The sequence below is a fragment of the Flagellimonas abyssi genome (assembly GCF_019457905.1).
In the GTDB taxonomy this organism is placed as follows: domain Bacteria; phylum Bacteroidota; class Bacteroidia; order Flavobacteriales; family Flavobacteriaceae; genus Flagellimonas; species Flagellimonas abyssi.
On sequence record NZ_JAHZSV010000017.1, the window covers coordinates 1 to 20,187 of the forward strand.

11 protein-coding genes and 1 pseudogene are annotated in these 20,187 nt (G+C 42.7%); 2 read left to right on the top strand and 10 right to left on the bottom strand.

Features of this window, described 5'->3' with window-relative positions; translation table 11 throughout:
• From K1F36_RS20315 to K1F36_RS12555, 4 genes and pseudogenes are all read right to left on the bottom strand, one after another.
• Positions 1 to 763: pseudogene (locus K1F36_RS20315) on the bottom strand (hypothetical protein); the annotation flags it as partial.
• Between the two features lie 398 nt (positions 764 to 1,161).
• The gene (locus tag K1F36_RS12545) at positions 1,162 to 3,111 is read right to left on the bottom strand and encodes an OmpA family protein (RefSeq protein WP_220114140.1); all 1,950 of its coding nucleotides are present in this window, start codon (positions 3,109 to 3,111) and stop codon (positions 1,162 to 1,164) included.
• An 11-nt stretch (positions 3,112 to 3,122) separates the two neighbouring features.
• Positions 3,123 to 4,070 carry a PorP/SprF family type IX secretion system membrane protein gene (locus K1F36_RS12550; protein WP_220114141.1) on the bottom strand — a complete coding sequence of 316 codons (948 nt, stop codon included), beginning with the start codon at positions 4,068 to 4,070 and terminating at the stop codon, positions 3,123 to 3,125.
• A 14-nt stretch (positions 4,071 to 4,084) separates the two neighbouring features.
• Complete coding sequence (locus tag K1F36_RS12555) at positions 4,085 to 7,306, bottom strand: T9SS type B sorting domain-containing protein (RefSeq protein ID WP_220114142.1); 3,222 nt, start codon at positions 7,304 to 7,306, stop codon at positions 4,085 to 4,087.
• Positions 7,307 to 7,705: 399 nt separating this feature from the next.
• Between K1F36_RS12555 and K1F36_RS12560 the strand changes: the two genes are divergently transcribed.
• Complete coding sequence (locus K1F36_RS12560) at positions 7,706 to 9,295, top strand: peptide chain release factor 3 (RefSeq protein WP_108247111.1); 1,590 nt, start codon at positions 7,706 to 7,708, stop codon at positions 9,293 to 9,295.
• Positions 9,296 to 9,399: 104 nt separating this feature from the next.
• Positions 9,400 to 9,831 (top strand): hypothetical protein, encoded by a 432-nt coding sequence (locus K1F36_RS12565; RefSeq protein ID WP_220114143.1) that lies wholly within the window; start codon positions 9,400 to 9,402, stop codon positions 9,829 to 9,831.
• A 32-nt stretch (positions 9,832 to 9,863) separates the two neighbouring features.
• Here the strand turns inward: K1F36_RS12565 and K1F36_RS12570 are convergent, their stop codons facing one another.
• From K1F36_RS12570 to rplA, 6 genes are all read right to left on the bottom strand, one after another.
• A complete protein-coding gene (locus K1F36_RS12570; RefSeq protein WP_207033357.1) occupies positions 9,864 to 10,175 on the bottom strand; it encodes a DUF3467 domain-containing protein in 312 nt (103 codons plus the stop codon).
• Between the two features lie 55 nt (positions 10,176 to 10,230).
• Positions 10,231 to 14,529, bottom strand: coding sequence for a DNA-directed RNA polymerase subunit beta' (gene rpoC / locus K1F36_RS12575; RefSeq protein ID WP_220114144.1), 4,299 nt, complete (start codon positions 14,527 to 14,529; stop codon positions 10,231 to 10,233).
• A gap of 40 nt (positions 14,530 to 14,569) precedes the next feature.
• Complete coding sequence (gene rpoB / locus K1F36_RS12580) at positions 14,570 to 18,379, bottom strand: DNA-directed RNA polymerase subunit beta (RefSeq protein ID WP_220114145.1); 3,810 nt, start codon at positions 18,377 to 18,379, stop codon at positions 14,570 to 14,572.
• Between the two features lie 127 nt (positions 18,380 to 18,506).
• Positions 18,507 to 18,887, bottom strand: coding sequence for a 50S ribosomal protein L7/L12 (gene rplL / locus K1F36_RS12585; protein ID WP_207033363.1), 381 nt, complete (start codon positions 18,885 to 18,887; stop codon positions 18,507 to 18,509).
• Between the two features lie 55 nt (positions 18,888 to 18,942).
• Complete coding sequence (gene rplJ / locus K1F36_RS12590; RefSeq protein ID WP_108247117.1) at positions 18,943 to 19,461, bottom strand: 50S ribosomal protein L10; 519 nt, start codon at positions 19,459 to 19,461, stop codon at positions 18,943 to 18,945.
• 24 nt (positions 19,462 to 19,485) lie between these two features.
• Positions 19,486 to 20,178 (bottom strand): 50S ribosomal protein L1, encoded by a 693-nt coding sequence (gene rplA / locus K1F36_RS12595; RefSeq protein ID WP_207033368.1) that lies wholly within the window; start codon positions 20,176 to 20,178, stop codon positions 19,486 to 19,488.
• Positions 20,179 to 20,187: the final 9 nt, after the last annotated feature.

Below are 20,187 nucleotides of genomic sequence, written 5' to 3' on the forward strand. Positions count from 1 at the left end.
CAACGGGGCCCTGTTCCCCAATGGGACCTTGTTCTCCAACCAGACCTTGCTCTCCCTGTATCCCTTGAGGACCTTGATTCCCTATCGGGCCTTGCTCACCAACGGGGCCCTGTTCCCCAATGGGACCTAGTTCTCCAATGTGACCTTGTTCTCCTTGTATTCCTTGAGGACCTTGATTCCCTATCGGGCCTTGCTCACCAACGGGGCCCTGTTCCCCAATGGGACCTAGTTCTCCAATGTGACCTTGTTCTCCTTGTATTCCTTGAGGACCTTGATTCCCTATCGGGCCTTGCTCACCAACGGGGCCCTGTTCCCCAATGGGACCTAGTTCTCCAATGTGACCTTGTTCTCCTTGTATTCCTTGAGGACCTTGATTCCCTATCGGGCCTTGCTCACCAACGGGGCCCTGTGGCCCCACAGCGCCTCCTGCTGCAATATCAGAAAGAGGAATTGAAACTATATTATTATCAGAATCAGTAAGCACTAAGTCTGTTCCCATGACCTCCATTTTTGAATTTACCGTATTGGTATCCAAAAAAGTCAATTCCCAAGAGTTCCCATCCCAAAAATAAATGGTACCGGTATTGGTGTTGACATAGATATCACCCAAATCAGCACCAGTTGGAGTTGTAGCTCCTGGACTGGATACATCGGTACCTCTAAGGACTTCGCAGTTGCATTGATCCTGAAGGGTAACGGTAGTCTGTGAAAAGGCAATTCCTGTAAAAAGAAGGAACAATAGGGCTAGAATGCTCTTTTTCATGAGGTTACTATTATTGAAGATTGTAATACTGTAGTTTGTTGATTTGCTTCTATTTGGATCAATCGGTTTTTATCATAATCCAACTCACCGAATTAAACCACGTACAAAATTACCCTCGCTTTTAGGGTTGAAAAATAATTGTTGTGAACCGATGAAATAGAACTGTCTAGTTCACAAATCTTGAGGTTACCCTAGTATGGTTTTTAGTTTTTATTAAGACAGCTTGTCGATGAAAGCCCAAAAAGACAGTTGTTTACGTAGGTTGAATCTTACGAAATCTTGGTGACAAATCTAATAAATGGGCATGGTGATGTTGCTAACCAGTTTCGTTCACAACTAAAAAAACGGCTCCATTTTTGGAGCCGTTCATATATTTATCGCTATTGACTTGGAAGGGGTTATTCAAAAATAATAAACTCGGACCTTCTATTTAGTTGGTGTTGTTCTTCGGAACATTGTACTCCATTTGCACAATCGTTTACCAAACGGGTCTCTCCGTAACCTTCGCCTTGGAGTCTATTGGCGGAGATACCTTTCGAAATCATATAATCCACCGTTGCTTCTGCCCTTTTTTGCGATAACCAAAGGTTATAAGCATCAACTCCTCGACTATCGGTGTGTGAATTGACCTTAATCTTAAGGCTCGGATATTTTTCCATGGCAACGATAACCTTTTGAATTTCTATCTCGGCATCCGGCCTTATGTTATATTTATTTAAATCGAAGTATATGGTACTCAGCTGCAACAGTTTTGCCAGATCGTCCCCAAAGCCTCCTGTAACCAGGTCACGCTCTAGGTAAAAATCAACAATACGTGGTTTTCCATCGGAAATAGGTAGATATTCTTCCGAAGGAACGTAACCGTCCCTGGATGCTCTCACAAAATTTCCTTTGGAACAATCCAGCATGAGTATATAATTACCATCGGAATCTGTTATGGTTGATGATACTTCGTTGTTTTCCTCATCTATAATCTTAACAGTAGCGCCCGCCAAGACCTCATTTGAAATACGATCTCTTACGGTTCCTGTGATTTCTTGGATACAATCCAAGACCAATGGTTCGTTTTCCACAAACTCATAGATGTCATCATCTCCCATGCCTCCATCCCTGTTGGATGCGAAATACCCTGTTTTGCTCTCTGAATCGAAAATGTATGAAAAATCATCCTTCGGTGTGTTGACCGGCTTACCAACGTTTACTACTGGTTGTGTATAATCGTTGTATGCTATTTTTGTCGCGAAAACATCCAATCCTCCCAATCCTTGATGGCCGTCGGAAGAAAAATAAAGTACACCATCCTTGTCAATAAAGGGAAAAGTTTCACGAGCTATAGTGTTGATGTTGCTTCCCAAGTTCTTGATGGGCCCATAGGTGCCATCACCTATAATCTCGGTCACAAAAATATCGGACTCGCCCAAACTTCCCGGCATATCGGAGACAAAGTATAATTTTTTACCATCGGGACTTAGCATGGGGTGGGCCACTGAATAGGAATCGCTATTAAACGGGAGTTCCGTTATATTGAGCCATTCACCATCTATGTTTTCTGCGCTGTATATCTTCAATCGGATAATACCTTCCTCATCTTTCTTTTTTCTACCATCGAAAAAATTGTTCCGTGTAAAGTACATGGTACTACCATCTTTGGTAACTACGGATGTGGACTCGTGCAATCGGGTATTGACGTCTCCTCCCAACTTTACCACATTATTATTGGAAACACTATCTGCGTTTACTTTGTATAAATCCAAAAAGTCCCTCGCATTCCAAGTGTGCCGATATCTAGCAAAGTTTCCTGTGTCACGGTCAGAAGCAAAAATGAGGCCTTTTTCGTAGTAGGCGGGGGCAAAATCCGAGTATTTACTATTGTACGGGAATGTTTTAACAGTGTACCGACCTGAGTTTTTCTCAATTTTGGTCATGTAATCTTCATCAAAATCCGACATGGTAGAGGTCATTTCCCTAAACGATTCCATGAGTTGGCCAGCTTGATCATAATTCCCGATTGATTTCAAACTCTGTGCATATCGGAAAACATCTTCAACGGACATTTCATCGGGATATGTAGTGTTGAGCTTTGCATAAGTATCCGCCGCTTCTTGGTACTTGGCGTTGAAATAGTAGGAATTTCCCAGTCTTTTCAACAAATCGGGCGAAGCGTATCCTTTATCCAACACTTTTTTATAAATATCAATTGCAGGGCTAAAGGAATATTGGTTGTACCGCTCATCGGCCCTTTCCATAACCCTTTTTATTTGCTTATCGGGAATACTATCCTGCTGGGCGGTTACTTTTGTCCAAAATCCGCAAACGATGATCAATAATATGAGTATTCTTTTCGGCATTATAAACTATATTAAAAGAATCTTGGTGATATGGTTCTCTGGAAGGATTTCAACAATTCCAGCCTCAGGAACACTTCAAAAGACCCATCGTTGAACTGTGTCCCGCCCAACTCGGTCACTTCGCGATCATAGGCCAATCCCAACATTATCTGGTCGGTTACTTGAAAACCAACCAAACCACTTACTGCGGCATCCCAACGATAAGCGGCTCCAAAACTGAACTTTTCCGCAAACAAGAAACTCGCGGATAGATCTACCTGTAATGGCGCCCCACTCACGGCTTTTGTAAGCAGAGCTGGTTTAAATTGCAAGTCTGGTCCAATATCAAAAACATATCCTGTTATAAGATAGATGTTCATACGTTCTGCGGACAAAAAGTTGACGCCCTCACCAGAATTGTCGTTATCAAAATATTCCGATTCAAGCACGTTGGGCGCTGAAATCCCGGCATAAAATTTATCGGTGTGGTAATACACTCCCAAACCAAAATTTGGGGTGAATTTGTTGTCGATGTTATTTTGATTGACAACCTCTTGGTCAAAATTCCTTAATCCATTAAAATCCAAATTCAACATGTTTCCTCCGGCTTTTAATCCGAACGATAATTTGGCGTCCATTGATACATCGATGGTATAGGATACCACGGCATCCAAATAAGTCTCTTGCACCACGCCGTCCCCAATATTATCGTTTACTATGGAAATACCATAGCCCAATCTACTGTTCCTTATGGGCGAATGAAGATTGAGCGTAAAGGTTTCCGGAGCTCCGTCCAAACCTACCCATTGAGAACGGTAGAGGCCTGCAAAACTAAGCTGTCCTCTAGATCCCGCGTAGGCTGGGTTTACACTCAAGGTATTGTACATGTATTGTGTGTACTGGGCATCTTGCTGAGCAAATAGACCCGTGGACAAAACTCCAATGAACAATAAGGTGGTTAAAAAATGTTTCTTTATCATGCTATCCAATATTGTTATCTGCTCAAGTAAATGTATTCTGAGTCCGTGAAACTTCCTTGTTCGGTCTCGTAATTAAATATGTAGAAATAAATTCCAGCTGGAAGATAATCGTTTACACTAAGTGCTGATTTACCGCGAACTCGTCCGTCAAACACATTGCTGACATTATCGTAGTTGTTGCCCACGAATACCTCAGTCCCCCAGCGATTGAAAATCTTTATTGTACTTGATTTGATGTACTCGACCCCTCTGATGAATAAAAAGTCATTTTTTAAATCTCCATTCGGCGTCAACATTTGATTTACCTCTATGGCCTCCACTTCTACCGTGACCGTTGCCGTATCACAATTATCTGGATTGCCTACTTCGCAGATGGTGTATTCAATGGTATAGGTACCTGGTTGGGTCCCTGTTGCCACCGTAACGGTACCATTGTCATTGATCATAAGTTGGTTAGTTGGTGTAGAGGTCAATATTACATCGTTCAACGATACAAACTCGTCATTCAGGGTATCATTCAACAACACATCGCTACCTGTAATAACCCCTCCCGAGGCACCTGCATTATAATTGTCATCTACGGCATCGATTACATTATCTTCTCCCTGTATTACTTCTACAGTAACCGTTGCGGTATCACAATTATCTACATCCATGATATCACAAATGGTATAAGTTATGGTGTAGGTTCCTTCCTGTGTGCCCGAAAGTACGCTTACACTTCCATCATCGTTCACCCTAAGTTCATCTGTTGGCGTGGAAGTCAGAAGTACATCGGCCAGGGTAACAGGCAAACCGTTCAAGGTATCATTTAAAAGCACATCGCTACCATCTATATCCTCATCCCCTAAAGTTGCAGTATAGGTATCATCCACGGCATCTATTACGTTACCACCCATTCCTTCGGTCACGGTTATCGTTACGGTTGCGGTATCGCAATTATCCACATCCATTATATCACAAATCGTATAAGTTATGGTGTAGACCCCTTCTTGGGTACCGGGAAGTACACTTACGCTTCCATCGTCGTTGACCCTAAGTTCTTCTGTTGGCGTGGAAGTCAGAAGTACATCGGCAATTGTAATAGATGAACCGTTCAAGGTATCATTTAAAAGTACATCGCTACCGTCGATTACTTCATCTTCACCCAATGTAGTAGAATAGGTATCTTCGACCGCATCAATAGTGTTCGCCCCAACCTCTATATAAATGGTTGCTGATGCACAAACGCTAGGGTCCGGCAACACATTACAAACTTGATAAACTATCGTAACCGTTGAATTCGACTCAGACAGTGCTGGCGTATAGTTTACAAAGCCCGTATCGTTATTGAAACTTATAGTTCCCTCGGCATCACCACCAATTTGCGATAGACTGGTCTCACCTACATTGTTAGCGGCGTTGTTTGGCAGGTAGTCATCATTTTCCAGAATATTAATTGCCACCTCTGTCAAGGCAGGGGTAGAACCATAATCATCATTGGCATTGGCCTTCAACGGGTCTGGGTCAGTTTCATTTGGGTTTCCATCACCATCACAATCCAATGCATCCCAATCCGCTGTCTGCTGTAATGTCACGCTTTCAGGTCTGTAATCGCAAGGGTCCAATGGGTCGGTACCATCTTTCTTCTCATCTTCATTGGTAACGCCATCTCCATCGCAATCTGAACTGTTCCATGCGGAGTCAGGAGCTACTGTTTGACTTTCAATAAGAAAATCACACGCATCCAATGGATCGGTACCATCCTCCTTTTCATCTTCGTTGGTAACCCCATCGCCATCACAGTCGGCTTCCAGATAATCGCCGGTTTGAGGTAAAGTAACACTCTCCGGGTTGTAATCACAAGGATCTAGAGGATCTGTACCATCTTTCTTTTCGTCTTCGTTGGTAACCCCATCTCCATCACAATCTGCTTTCTTCCATTCTTCGGATGGCGAGCAATCCTGGTGTTCCAATATAAAGTCACAAGGATCCAATGGGTCCGTTCCATCCTCTTTTTCTTTTCCATTGCTTACACCATCGCCATCACAGTCGTCCTTTTTCCATGCATCGGAAATGGAACAATCCTGGTGTTCCAATATAAAGTCACAAGGATCCAAGGGGTCCGTACCGTCCTCTTTTTCTTTTCCATTGCTTACACCATCGCCATCACAGTCGTCCTTTTTCCATGCATCGGAAATGGAACAATCCTGGTGTTCCAATATAAAGTCACAAGGATCCAAGGGGTCCGTACCGTCCTCTTTTTCTTTTCCATTGCTTACACCATCGCCATCACAGTCGTCCTTTTTCCATGCATCGGAAATGGAACAATCCTGGTGTTCCAATATAAAATCACCAGGATCCAAGGGGTCCGTACCGTCTTCTATTACTTTTCCGTTGCTCACACCATCCCCGTCGCAGTCGTCCTTCTTCCAAGCATCGGTAATAGAGCAATTCTGCTGTTCCAATATAAAATCACCAGGATCCAAGGGGTCCGTACCGTCTTCTATTACTTTTCCGTTGCTCACACCATCCCCGTCGCAGTCGTCCTTCTTCCAAGCATCGGTAATAGAGCAATTCTGCTGTTCCAATATAAAATCACAAGGATCCAAGGGGTCCGTACCGTCTTCTTTTTCTTTTCCGTTGCTCACACCATCACCGTCGCAGTCGTCCTTCTTCCATGCATCGGTAATAGAGCAATTCTGATGTGCCAATATAAAATCACAAGGATCCAAGGGGTCCGTACCGTCTTCTTTTTCTTTTCCGTTGCTCACACCATCACCGTCGCAGTCGTCCTTCTTCCATGCATCGGTAATAGAGCAATTCTGATGTGCCAATATAAAATCACAAGGATCCAAGGGGTCCGTACCGTCTTCTTTTTCCTTTCCATTGGTCACACCATCACCGTCACAGTCGTCCTTTTTCCATGCTTCGGAAGGAGCACAGTCTTGGTGTTCCAAAATAAAATCGCAAGGGTCATTATAATCAGTACCATCTTTTTTCTCCTGTTCGCATGTAACACCATCGCCGTCACAATCCTGTGCCGACAACGCATTCGCCAACGGATTCCATAAGTTGGAAATATCCGAAAAAGGAACATCGGAATATGATGTGGTCTTGGTTACCACATCCAAATTATGATTATGTAAAGGGGCAAAACCAAAAGATGAGGTAAATCCAAAAACTAAACACCACAAAGTAGTGGTGGATTTAAGGACTAAATGCTTCTTTAGTCTTACAAAAGTAAAGTTCTCCATACATGATAGTTTTGATCAACTAATCACCATGGCACTTGTAAGTATAATCCTATAATTGTAAGAAAATTGGGGTTTTCTTAGTTACTTCAATAACTCTGTCCGTTCGACACATATTGATATAAACAGGTCACATAATTAGCCCATTTGTGTTTCACCTCCTATTTTAATCGATAAAAGGCAATTTCCTTATCATTAAGTTACCTTATCTGCACTCTAAGTAAACAGATAAGTGCTGAGTGAACCGGTCAGTGTTTCAAAAGCGGGCGAAAAATACTTTTCTTTTTGGATCTAGAAGCTTAAAATCTTTGATTTTTTTCCAATGATATCAACAATGCCTAATCATTCTAAAAATGAGTGGCAAAAGATTTAAATCCCGTATTTTTGCCGAAATTTTTGTTGATGGATTTTGAAAAGGAAATAGCGAAACGTAGAACTTTTGGCATTATATCCCACCCCGATGCAGGTAAAACTACACTGACCGAAAAACTTTTGTTGTTCGGTGGTGCCATTCAAGAAGCCGGTGCGGTAAAAAGTAATAAGATCAAAAAATCCGCCACCAGTGATTTTATGGAAATCGAACGCCAAAGGGGAATTTCTGTTGCAACTTCTGTACTGGCCTTTATTTATAAGGACAAAAAAATAAATATTCTAGACACCCCTGGACACAAGGATTTTGCCGAGGATACCTTCCGAACCTTGACCGCTGTTGACAGTGTTATCGTTGTAATCGATGTAGCCAAAGGTGTCGAGGAACAGACGGAAAAATTGGTTGAGGTTTGCCGTATGCGCAACATCCCCATGATTGTTTTTATCAACAAATTGGATCGCGAAGGTAAAGATGCGTTCGACCTTTTGGACGAAGTGGAGCAAAAGTTAGGGTTAACGGTAACCCCGCTGAGTTTTCCTATTGGAATGGGATACGATTTTAAGGGCATCTACAACATTTATGAGAAAAACATCAACCTATTTAGTGGTAATAGTAAAAAGAATATAGAGGAGACCATCGCTTTTGATAACTTGGACAATCCAGAACTTGAGAAATTGATCGGTACAAATGCCGCTGATGAATTACGAGGTAATTTAGAGTTGGTAGAAGGGGTTTATCCCGATTTTGACCAAGATGCCTATTTGAAAGGCGAATTGCAGCCGGTATTTTTTGGTTCAGCACTGAACAATTTTGGAGTTCGGGAGCTATTGGATTGCTTTGTGAACATCGCTCCCTCCCCAAGACCAAAGAAGGCCGAAGAGCGTTTGGTAAAGGCCAACGAAAAGGACTTTTCGGGTTTTGTATTTAAGATACATGCCAATATGGACCCCAAACACCGTGACCGTCTTGCCTTTGTAAAGATAGTATCCGGTACTTTCGAACGAAACACTCCTTACTTGCATGTACGTCAAGGTAAAAAGCTTAAATTTTCCAGTCCCAATGCTTTTTTTGCTGAGAAAAAAGAAATCGTAGATATTTCCTATCCCGGTGACATTGTAGGGCTTCATGATACTGGGAACTTCAAAATCGGTGACACCTTGACCAGCGGTGAAGAGTTACACTACAAGGGAATTCCGAGTTTCTCACCGGAACATTTCAGGTACATCAATAATGCGGACCCCATGAAAGCGAAGCAATTGTATAAAGGTATCGACCAGTTAATGGACGAAGGGGTTGCTCAATTGTTCACATTGGAGTTAAACGGCCGAAAAATCATCGGAACTGTGGGTGCGTTGCAATACGAGGTAATTCAATATCGACTTGAGCATGAATATGGGGCCAAGTGTACCTACGAAAATTTCCCCGTGCACAAAGCCTGTTGGGTAGAGCCTAAAGATGAAAAAAACGAAGAGTTTCAAGAATTTAAAAGGGTAAAGCAAAAGTTTTTGGCCACAGACAAAAAAGGTCAGTTGGTATTTTTGGCAGATTCTCCGTTTTCACTTCAAATGACACAGCAAAAGTACCCTTCGGTGAAATTACACTATACTTCGGAATTTGAGTAACCCCCTAAGCCAAATCATTTACATAATTGATTATTAATTGATTACATAGTTCGAATCTATTTTTTTCGTACATTGATTAATGTAACCAATTAAATAATCAGATTATGACTACTTCGGAAAAACCACCTGTTTGGTTCTGGGTGGTGAGCATAATAGCTCTTTTATGGAATTTGGTAGGCGTTATGAACTATCTCAATCAAGCATTTAATCAAGTAGCTCTATTAGAAGCTATGGACCAAGCACAACGCATAGCTTTTGAAGGCATCCCGGCTTGGGCAACGGCCGCTTTTGCTATCGCTGTTTTTTCAGGCACATTGGCTAGCATCGGACTTTTACTGCGTAAGAAGTGGGCCAGAACATTTTTTGTTATCTCACTGATTGCTGCTGTCGCACAGTTTATCCACTGGCTGTTCATATCAAATGCCGTAGAGGCTTTTGGACCATCTACCTATACAATGCCGTTGATTGTTATAATCATTGGAATTTACCTAATATTCTTTTCGAAAAAAGGAATCCAAAAGGGATGGTTGAAATAAAAAAAGGCCCTGAAATATTTCAGGGCCTTTTTTTATGCTTCACCAGTGGGTCCAAAATTTAGTGGAATCGCTGGTTGCTCATAGTCTTGAATGGTTCCGTGCGCCTGTTCAAAGCGGCTAACGTTATCGTTCAATGCCTTGAGCAACTTTTTGGCATGTTGTGGGGTCAATATTATCCTGCTCTTTACCTTGGCTTTTGGAGCGCCCGGCATCAAGCTAATAAAGTCTACCACAAATTCAGAGACGGAGTGGTTGATGATGGCAAGATTGGAATAGATTCCTTCTGCCGTTTTCTCGTCCAACTCAATATTTATCTGTTTCTGATTTTTCTTTTCTTCGGCCATAAATACTTGTCTTAAAAAGAAAAACCCCGACCTATAAGGCCAGGGTTTGGTTTATTTAGAATTTAAATTCCTCTTTTCGGGCCATAATCTCATCGTATTCCTCTTTGGAACCTACAATGATGCTATCATAATCCCTCATACCGGTACCGGCTGGAATCTTATGTCCTACAATTACGTTTTCCTTCAATCCTTCCAAGGTATCTATCTTACCACTTACCGCGGCTTCGTTCAATACTTTGGTGGTTTCCTGGAACGATGCTGCGGAGATAAATGATTTTGTCTGCAACGAAGCTCTTGTAATACCTTGCAAGATTGGTGTAGCCGTTGCGGCCACTGCATCTCTTGCGGATACCAAGGTCTTGTCCTCTCTTCTAAGAATAGAGTTTTCATCCCTTAGTTCACGTACGGTCAAAATCTGTCCTGGTTTCAACCTATCGGAATCACCGGCATCCTCAACAACTTTTTTACCGAAAATCTCGTCATTCTCGTTGATAAAGTCATCTTTGTGCACCAATTGATTTTCCAAGAAAATAGTATCTCCCGGATCTTGGATTTTTACTTTACGCATCATTTGTCTTACAACAACCTCAAAGTGCTTATCGTTGATCTTCACACCCTGCAAACGGTATACTTCTTGTACCTCGTTCACCAAGTACTGTTGCACTGCTGATGGTCCTTTGATCGCCAAGATGTCTTCCGGTGTAATAGAACCATCGGACAATGGCATACCCGCACGTACGTAGTCATTCTCCTGTACCAATATCTGGTTGGACAATTTAACCAAGTACTTCTTGATATCGCCTGTCTTGGACTCGATGATAATCTCACGGTTACCACGCTTGATCTTACCGAAGGAAACTACACCGTCAATCTCCGATACAACAGCTGGGTTGGATGGATTACGTGCTTCGAAAAGCTCGGTCACCCTTGGAAGACCTCCGGTAATATCCCCTGCCTTGGCAGATTTACGTGGGATTTTAACCAATGTTTTTCCTTCTTTCACTTTCTCACCGTCATTAATCATCAAGTGAGAACCAACTGGTAAGTTGTATGATCTAAGGGTTTCACCTTTGCTGTTCTGTATCAACAAAGTTGGAATCAACTTTTTGTTTCTTGATTCAGAAATTACCTTTTCTTGGAAACCGGTCTGTTCATCGATTTCAACCTGATAAGTAATCCCTTGCTCAATATTCTCGTAGGCTATCTGTCCTGAGAACTCAGAAACGATGACACCGTTATATGGATCCCATTCACAAATCACAGTTCCCTTGGTAATCTTCTCACCGTCCTTAATGAACAATTGAGAACCATAAGGAATGTTATTTGTACTTAAAGTGATTCCTGTTTTCTGATCTACGATCTTAACTTCAGAAGTTCTGGAGATAACAATGTTGGTCTTTTTACCATCACTGCCCTCACCTTCAACTACACGCAAGTCTTCGATTTCGGCAACACCATCAAACTTGGACTCCAATTTGTTGTCCTCGGATATGTTACCTGCAATACCCCCTACGTGGAAGGTACGCAATGTCAACTGTGTACCAGGCTCACCGATGGACTGTGCGGCAACAACACCAACAGCCTCACCTCTTTGCACCATTTTATTGGTAGCAAGGTTACGCCCATAACATTTGGCACAGATACCTTGTGCAGCCTCACATGTTAACGGAGACCTTACTTCTACCTTTTCGATTGGAGCTGCCTCTACCCTTCTAACATCGGCCTCATTGATTTCTTGTCCTGCTCTCAGCACAAGCTCTTCGGTCAATGGGTTGTACACATCGTGCAACGATACCCTACCCAAGATTCTCTCACCTAGGCTTTCAACAATCTCCTCGTTTTTCTTCAATGGCTCTACCTCAATACCTCTTAAGGTTTCACAATCTTCGCTGTTCACGATAACATCTTGTGAAACATCCACCAAACGTCGAGTCAAGTAACCCGCATCCGCTGTTTTCAAAGCGGTATCCGCAAGACCTTTACGCGCACCGTGGGTAGAGATAAAGTATTCCAAAATCGATAGCCCTTCCTTAAAGTTGGAAAGAATCGGGTTTTCGATAATCTCACCACCACCAGCGGTAGATTTTTTAGGCTTGGCCATCAAACCACGCATACCGGTTAACTGACGAATCTGTTCTTTGGAACCCCTCGCACCAGAATCCAACATCATATACACAGAGTTGAATCCTTGTTTGTCCTCACGGATACGCTTCATGGCCAATTCGGTCAACATAGCGTTCGTAGAGGTCCAAACGTCAATTACTTGGTTGTAACGTTCGTTGTTGGTGATAAGACCCATGTTATAGTTCATCATAATACCATCGACCTGCTCGTTGGCTTCGCCGATCATATCCTGCTTTTCTGCAGGGATGATAATATCACCCAAACTAAAGGACAATCCACCTTTAAAAGCGAAATCGTATCCCATGGCCTTGATTTTATCCAAGAAGTCAGCCGTTGTAGGCACATCGGTTACCGCAAGAATGTCCCCGATAATATTTCTAAGGGCCTTCTTGTTCAATACTTGGTTGATGAATCCTGCTTGCTCTGGCACTTCCGTGTTGAACAATACACGACCTACCGTGGTTTCAATAATTTGATTGACCAATTCACCTTCTTCGTTAAAGTCTTTGGCCCTTACCTTGATTCCGGCATTAAGCGAAACTTTTTTCTCGTTGAAAGCAATCTCTACCTCTTCAGAAGAATAGAAGGTCAAACCTTCACCCATTACAGGTTCCTCTGGAGTAGATTTTTTATGCTTCGTCATATAGTACAATCCCAAGACCATATCCTGAGATGGTACGGTAATCGGAGAACCGTTGGCTGGGTTAAGGATGTTCTGTGAAGCCAACATCAATAATTGCGCTTCCAAAATGGCCTCTGGCCCCAATGGCAAGTGAACTGCCATCTGATCCCCATCAAAATCCGCGTTAAATGCGGTACATGCCAATGGGTGCAAACGAATCGCCTTTCCTTCAATAAGTTTAGGCTGGAACGCTTGGATACCCAATCTGTGCAATGTAGGGGCACGGTTCAATAATACCGGGTGTCCTTTAAGGACGTTTTCAAGAATGTCCCATACTACGGGCTCCTTCTTGTCTATAATCTTTTTCGCAGATTTAACGGTCTTTACAATACCTCTTTCAATCAACTTACGGATGATGAAAGGCTTGTATAGCTCGGCCGCCATATCTTTGGGAAGACCACATTCGTACAATTTCAATTCCGGTCCAACGACGATTACGGAACGAGCGGAGTAATCCACACGTTTACCCAAAAGGTTTTGACGGAAACGACCTTGTTTACCTTTCAATGAATCTGAAAGGGACTTCAATGGTCTGTTTGATTCTGTTTTTACCGCAGATGCTTTTCTTGTGTTATCGAAAAGGGAATCCACCGCTTCCTGAAGCATACGTTTTTCGTTCCTCAAGATCACTTCTGGTGCCTTGATTTCCATCAAACGCTTCAAACGGTTGTTACGGATAATTACCCTACGATACAGGTCGTTCAAGTCAGAAGTCGCAAAACGACCACCGTCCAACGGCACCAAAGGACGCAATTCTGGTGGAATTACAGGAATCACCTTCATGATCATCCACTCAGGGTTGTTTTCCCTGTTTCCTTGAGACTCACGCAACGCCTCAACTACTTGAAGACGCTTCAAGGCTTCGGTCTTACGTTGTTTTGAAGTCTCTGTATTTGCCTTGTGACGAAGCTCGTAAGACAATTGTTCCAAATCGATTCTGGACAAGATGTCGATCAAACACTCCGCACCCATTTTGGCAATGAACTTGTTGGGATCGGTATCCTCCAAGTATTGGTTCTCGGTAGGAATGGATTCCAAAATGTTCAAGTACTCCTCCTCGGTCAAGAAATCCATTTTGTGGATCTCTTCACCTTCTGGACCTTTGGCAATACCTGGCTGGATAACCACATACCTTTCGTAGTAAATGATCATATCCAACTTTTTGGAAGGCAATCCCAAAAGGTATCCTATTTTGTTCGGCAACGAACGGAAGTACCAGATATGCGCTACAGGAACCACAAGGTTAATGTGTCCTACGCGGTCCCTACGTACCTTCTTCTCCGTTACTTCAACACCACAACGGTCACAAACGATTCCACGGTAACGGATTCTCTTGTATTTACCACAGGCACACTCATAATCCTTTACAGGACCAAAAATACGCTCGCAGAACAATCCATCACGTTCTGGTTTGTGCGTTCTATAGTTAATGGTTTCAGGTTTCAAAACTTCTCCTCGGGACTCTGCCAAAATCGACTCTGGAGAGGCCAATCCGATAGAAATCTTGTTGAACCTTTTTTGTGCGTTATTATCTTTTATTCTAGCCATAACAATATGGTGATGATATAATTAAATATAATATAGTATTCTACTCTTCCAAACGGATATCCAAGCCCAAACCTTTAAGTTCGTGCATCAATACGTTGAAAGATTCTGGCAACCCAGGTTCTGGCATGGTCTCACCTTTTACGATGGTCTCATAGGTCTTGGCCCTTCCGATCACATCATCGGACTTAACGGTCAATATCTCCCTAAGGGTAGATGATGCGCCGTAGGCTTCCAATGCCCATACTTCCATCTCTCCAAAACGCTGACCACCAAACTGAGCTTTACCGCCCAATGGTTGCTGCGTGATCAAGGAGTATGGTCCAATAGATCTTGCGTGCATCTTATCGTCTACCATGTGACCTAGTTTCAACATGTAGATCACTCCTACGGTTGCACGTTGATCAAAACGTTGACCTGTTCCACCATCATATAGGTAGGTGTGCCCAAATCTTGGTACACCTGCTTCATCGGTAATCTTATTGATTTCATCCAATGAGGCACCGTCGAAAATCGGAGTCGCATATTTTTGACCCAACTTTAATCCGGCCCATCCCAATACGGTTTCGTAGATCTGACCAATGTTCATCCTTGAAGGCACACCAAGTGGGTTCAATACGATGTCCACCGGGGTTCCGTCTTCCAAGAACGGCATATCTTCTTGACGAACGATACGGGCCACGATACCTTTGTTACCGTGACGACCTGCCATTTTATCACCTACTTTGAGCTTCCGCTTTTTGGCGATGTAAACTTTGGCCAACTTCATGATACCTGCAGGAAGTTCATCTCCTACGGAAATGGTGAACTTGTCCCTTCTTAGGTTACCTTGAATATCGTTCAACTTGATTTTATAGTTGTGCAGCAAATCGGCCACCAATGCATTGGTATCATCGTCGGTTGTCCAGCTACCACCTACCAAGTGAGCGAAATCGTCAACAGCGTTCAACATTTTGATAGTGTATTTCTTTCCTTTTGGAAGTACTTCTTCACCCAAATCGTTGATTACGCCTTGCGATGTTTTTCCACTGATCAATCCGAACAACTTCTCGATCAATTCATCCTTTAGTTGTTGGAACTTCACTTCGTAGTCCATCTCCAATCTTGAAATGGCCTCTTTATCTTCAGAACGCTTTCTCTTGTCCTTGATGGAACGTGAGAACAATTTCTTATCGATCACAACACCTCTCAAAGATGGTGATGCCTTTAATGAAGCATCCTTAACGTCACCAGCCTTATCACCAAAGATGGCACGCAACAATTTTTCCTCTGGCGTTGGGTCGGATTCTCCTTTAGGAGTAATCTTACCGATCAAAATATCACCGGGCTTCACTTCTGCACCGATACGGATCATACCGTATTCGTCCAAATCCTTGGTTGCCTCTTCGGATACGTTCGGAATATCGTTTGTCAATTCCTCTGCTCCCAATTTGGTGTCCCTTACTTCCAACGAATACTCATCAACGTGTATGGAGGTAAAAATATCCTCGCGCACCACTTTTTCAGAGATTACGATCGCATCCTCAAAGTTATATCCTTTCCAAGGCATAAAGGCTACCTTCATGTTTCTACCCAAGGCCAATTCACCTTTTTCTGTAGCATAACCCTCACAAAGCACCTGACCTTTTTTCACCTTGTCGCCTTTTCTCACGATGGGCTTCAAGTTGATACTGGTTCCTTGGTTTGTTTTTCTAAACTTCACCAATTGGTACGTTTTAGAATCTTCATCAAAGCTTACCAATCGCTCTTCATCAGTTCTATCGTACCTAATGGTAATTTTCTGTGCATCCACATATTCCACTACACCATCTCCCTCGGCATTGATCAATACTCGGGAATCCGTGGCCACCTGTCTTTCCAAACCTGTACCCACGATTGGAGAATCTGGTCGCAACAATGGAACTGCTTGGCGCATCATGTTGGACCCCATCAAAGCACGGTTCGCATCATCGTGCTCCAAGAATGGAATCAACGATGCGGAAATGGAAGCGATCTGGTTCGGCGCAACGTCGGTATATTTTACCTCTGTTGGATCCACGACCGGGAAATCTCCTTCTTCACGTGCAATTACCTTTTCTCTTTCAATGGTACCATCATCTGCCAATGGAATGTTGGCTTGTGCAATCTTCATTCCTTCTTCTTCCTCTGCACTTAGGTAAATGTGGTTTTTGGTATCCACCTTACCATTCTCTACTTTACGGTAAGGAGTTTCCAAGAAGCCCATATTGTTCACTTTGGCGAATACGGACAATGAAGAGATCAAACCAATGTTCGGACCTTCAGGTGTCTCGATCGGACACAATCTTCCGTAGTGTGTATAGTGAACGTCACGCACCTCGAAACCTGCTCTTTCACGGGAAAGACCACCTGGCCCCAATGCGGACAATCTTCTTTTGTGTGTAATCTCGGCCAACGGGTTGGTCTGGTCCATGAACTGGGACAACTGGTTGGTTCCGAAGAACGAGTTGATCACGGAAGACAATGTCTTGGCGTTGATCAAATCTATCGGGGTAAACACTTCGTTGTCACGAACGTTCATACGCTCACGGATGGTACGTGCCATACGTGCCAAACCTACGCCGAACTGCTGGGACAATTGTTCCCCAACGGTTCTAACACGACGGTTGGACAAGTGATCGATATCATCGATCTCCGCCTTGGAGTTGATCAACTCGATCAAATATTTAATGATGGTGATGATATCTTCCTTGGTCAAAACCTGTTTGTCCATTCCGATATCCAATCCCAATTTTTTGTTCATTCTGTAACGACCTACTTCACCTAAGTTGTAACGTTGGTCGGAGAAGAACAATTTATCGATAATACCACGCGCCGTCTCTTCATCTGGCGGCTCGGCATTACGCAATTGTCTGTAGATATGTTCTACCGCTTCTTTTTCGGAGTTGGTAGGATCCTTTTGCAAGGTGTTATGGATAATGGCGTAATCGGATTGCGCATTGTTTTCCTTGTGAAGCAATATAGTCTTCACATCGGCATCAATGATCTCATCGATATGCTCTTTTTCCAAAATGGTATCACGATCTAATACAATTTCGTTTCTTTCGATGGAAACCACTTCTCCTGTATCCTCGTCCACGAAATCCTCATGCCATGTGTTCAACACCCTAGCGGCCAATTTACGGCCCAATACTTTTTTAAGTCCGGATTTGGAAACCTTAACTTCTTCCGAAAGGTCGAAGATTTCCAAAATATCCTTGTCCCTCTCGAAGCCAATGGCACGAAACAAAGTGGTTACCGGTAATTTTTTCTTCCTATCGATATAGGCATACATCACCGAGTTGATATCGGTGGCGAATTCGATCCAGGAACCTTTGAAAGGAATTACCCTTGCCGAATACAATTTTGTCCCGTTTGCGTGAAAAGATTGTCCAAAGAAAACCCCTGGAGACCTGTGCAACTGAGATACTACAACACGTTCCGCTCCGTTGATCACAAAAGTTCCACTTGGAGTCATGTATGGGATAGTTCCCAAATACACATCCTGTACAATGGTTTCAAAATCTTCGTGCTCTGGATCGGTACAGTATAGTTTTAGACGTGCCTTTAACGGTACGCTATAGGTAAGTCCCCGCTCGATACATTCTTGGATGGAGTATCTTGGCGGATCAATGAAGTAATCCAAAAACTCAAGTACAAACTGATTTCTGGTATCGGTGATTGGAAAATTCTCCATGAAGGTGTTGTAGAGACCTTCGTTTCCTCTTTCGTCAGATTTAGTTTCAAGCTGGAAAAAGTCTTGGAACGATTTTATCTGAATGTCCAAGAAATCCGGGTATTCCGGTATGTTCTTAGCGGATGCGAAATTAACTCTTTCAATAGTGTTTGTGAACATCTATGGACAAATTTTGATCGTGATTACTAAGTGGGTTGGTGTACGGCTTTATACACTCCTTATATAAATAGGCTAAGGTCTAACCAAAAATGGAAAGACCTTAACCAAGTTCTAATGGGAAAAGCGATTATTTAAGCTCAACTTCTGCTCCAGCTTCTTCCAATGATTTTTTGATACCTTCTGCTTCGTCTTTAGAAATACCTTCTTTAACAGCTTTTGGTGCGCTATCAACGATATCTTTAGCCTCTTTAAGACCAAGACCTGTCAATTCTTTCACCAATTTAACAACTGCCAATTTAGATCCACCAGCAGCAGTAAGGATTACATCAAATTCTGATTTTTCTTCGGCAGCCTCACCACCTTCTGCGGCTCCACCACCAGCGGCAACAGCTACTGCAGCAGCAGCAGGCTCGATACCGTATTCTTCTTTTAAAATGTCGGCCAACTCATTTACCTCTTTTACTGTAAGGTTTACCAACTGTTCTGCAAAATCTTTTAAATCTGCCATTTTTCTATCGTTTAATAAAAATGTTTAAAAATATACTTAGTTTATTGTGCGCGAATTATTCTTTCTCAGACAAAGTCTTAAGGATACCTGCCAATTTACCGCCACCAGACTTAAGTCCAGAAATAACGTTTTTGGCCGGAGATTGTAACAATCCAATGATATCCCCGATAACTTCCTCTTTGGACTTGATGTTTACAAGTGCATCAAGGTTGTTATCGCCAATGTAAACAGCCTCTTCGATAAAGGCACCTTTCAACAATGGTTTATCTGATTTTTTTCTAAAGTTCTTGATAAGTTTCGCAGGTGCGTTCCCTGTTTCGGACAACATCAAAGATGTATTTCCTTTCAAAACTTCGGGAAGTTCACCGAATTCCTTATCAGAAGCTTCCATTGCTTTTGCGAGCAATGTGTTCTTTACGACCGCAAGCTTAATGTTAGCCTTGAAACACGCTCTTCTTAAGTTAGAGGTGTCCACGGCGTTCAATCCTGATATATCCGCCAAATAAATGTTTGGATTATCAGCCAACTGTGCAGTCAAGTCTTTTATTACCGTTGCTTTTTCTTCTCTTGTCATAGTTATAAAAATTGAACTACCAGTTTATTGAACTGCTTTTGGATCTAATTGAACACTAGGACTCATGGTACTTGACAAGTAAATACTCTTCATGTACACACCTTTTGCTGCGGAGGGCTTCAACTTGATCAATGTATCGATCAATTCCCTAGCATTTCCTGCAATTTTATCTGCAGAGAAAGATGCTTTCCCGATAGCAGCGTGCACGATACCTGTTTTGTCCACTTTAAAGTCAATCTTACCGGCTTTAACATCGGATACCGCTTTTGCCACATCCATAGTTACTGTTCCGGTCTTTGGATTGGGCATTAAACCTCTCGGTCCCAACACTCGTCCCAATGGACCTAGTTTACCCATAACGCTTGGCATAGTGATGATAACATCAACATCTGTCCAACCGTTTTTGATTTTATCCAAATATTCGTCCAACCCAACAAAGTCCGCACCTGCTTCTTTAGCTTCTGCTTCTTTGTCTGGAGTCACCAATGCCAAAACTTTAACGTCTTTACCTGTTCCGTGAGGAAGGGTTACAACGCCACGCACCATTTGATTGGCTTTTCTTGGATCTACGCCCAAACGAACTGCCAAATCAATGGAAGCATCAAATTTTACATTGGTTATTTCTTTTACTAAAGCTGATGCTTCTTCCAAAGTATAGAGCTTGTTCTTGTCTATCTTGGCTTGAGCCTCTTTTTGCTTTTTAGTCAATCTTGCCATTTCTTACTT

Excerpts from the sequence above, each read along its gene's own strand:
- K1F36_RS12555 (WP_220114142.1), bottom strand. The coding sequence starts at position 7,306 with ATGGAGAACTTTACTTTTGTAAGACTAAAGAAGCATTTAGTCCTTAAA.
- K1F36_RS12545 (WP_220114140.1), bottom strand. The coding sequence starts at position 3,111 with ATGCCGAAAAGAATACTCATATTATTGATCATCGTTTGCGGATTTTGG.
- K1F36_RS12560 (WP_108247111.1), top strand. The coding sequence starts at position 7,706 with ATGGATTTTGAAAAGGAAATAGCGAAACGTAGAACTTTTGGCATTATA.
- K1F36_RS12570 (WP_207033357.1), bottom strand. The coding sequence starts at position 10,175 with ATGGCCGAAGAAAAGAAAAATCAGAAACAGATAAATATTGAGTTGGAC.
- rpoB (WP_220114145.1), bottom strand. The coding sequence starts at position 18,379 with ATGTTCACAAACACTATTGAAAGAGTTAATTTCGCATCCGCTAAGAAC.
- rpoC (WP_220114144.1), bottom strand. The coding sequence starts at position 14,529 with ATGGCTAGAATAAAAGATAATAACGCACAAAAAAGGTTCAACAAGATT.
- K1F36_RS12550 (WP_220114141.1), bottom strand. The coding sequence starts at position 4,070 with ATGATAAAGAAACATTTTTTAACCACCTTATTGTTCATTGGAGTTTTG.
- rplL (WP_207033363.1), bottom strand. The coding sequence starts at position 18,887 with ATGGCAGATTTAAAAGATTTTGCAGAACAGTTGGTAAACCTTACAGTA.
- K1F36_RS12565 (WP_220114143.1), top strand. The coding sequence starts at position 9,400 with ATGACTACTTCGGAAAAACCACCTGTTTGGTTCTGGGTGGTGAGCATA.
- rplJ (WP_108247117.1), bottom strand. The coding sequence starts at position 19,461 with ATGACAAGAGAAGAAAAAGCAACGGTAATAAAAGACTTGACTGCACAG.
- rplA (WP_207033368.1), bottom strand. The coding sequence starts at position 20,178 with ATGGCAAGATTGACTAAAAAGCAAAAAGAGGCTCAAGCCAAGATAGAC.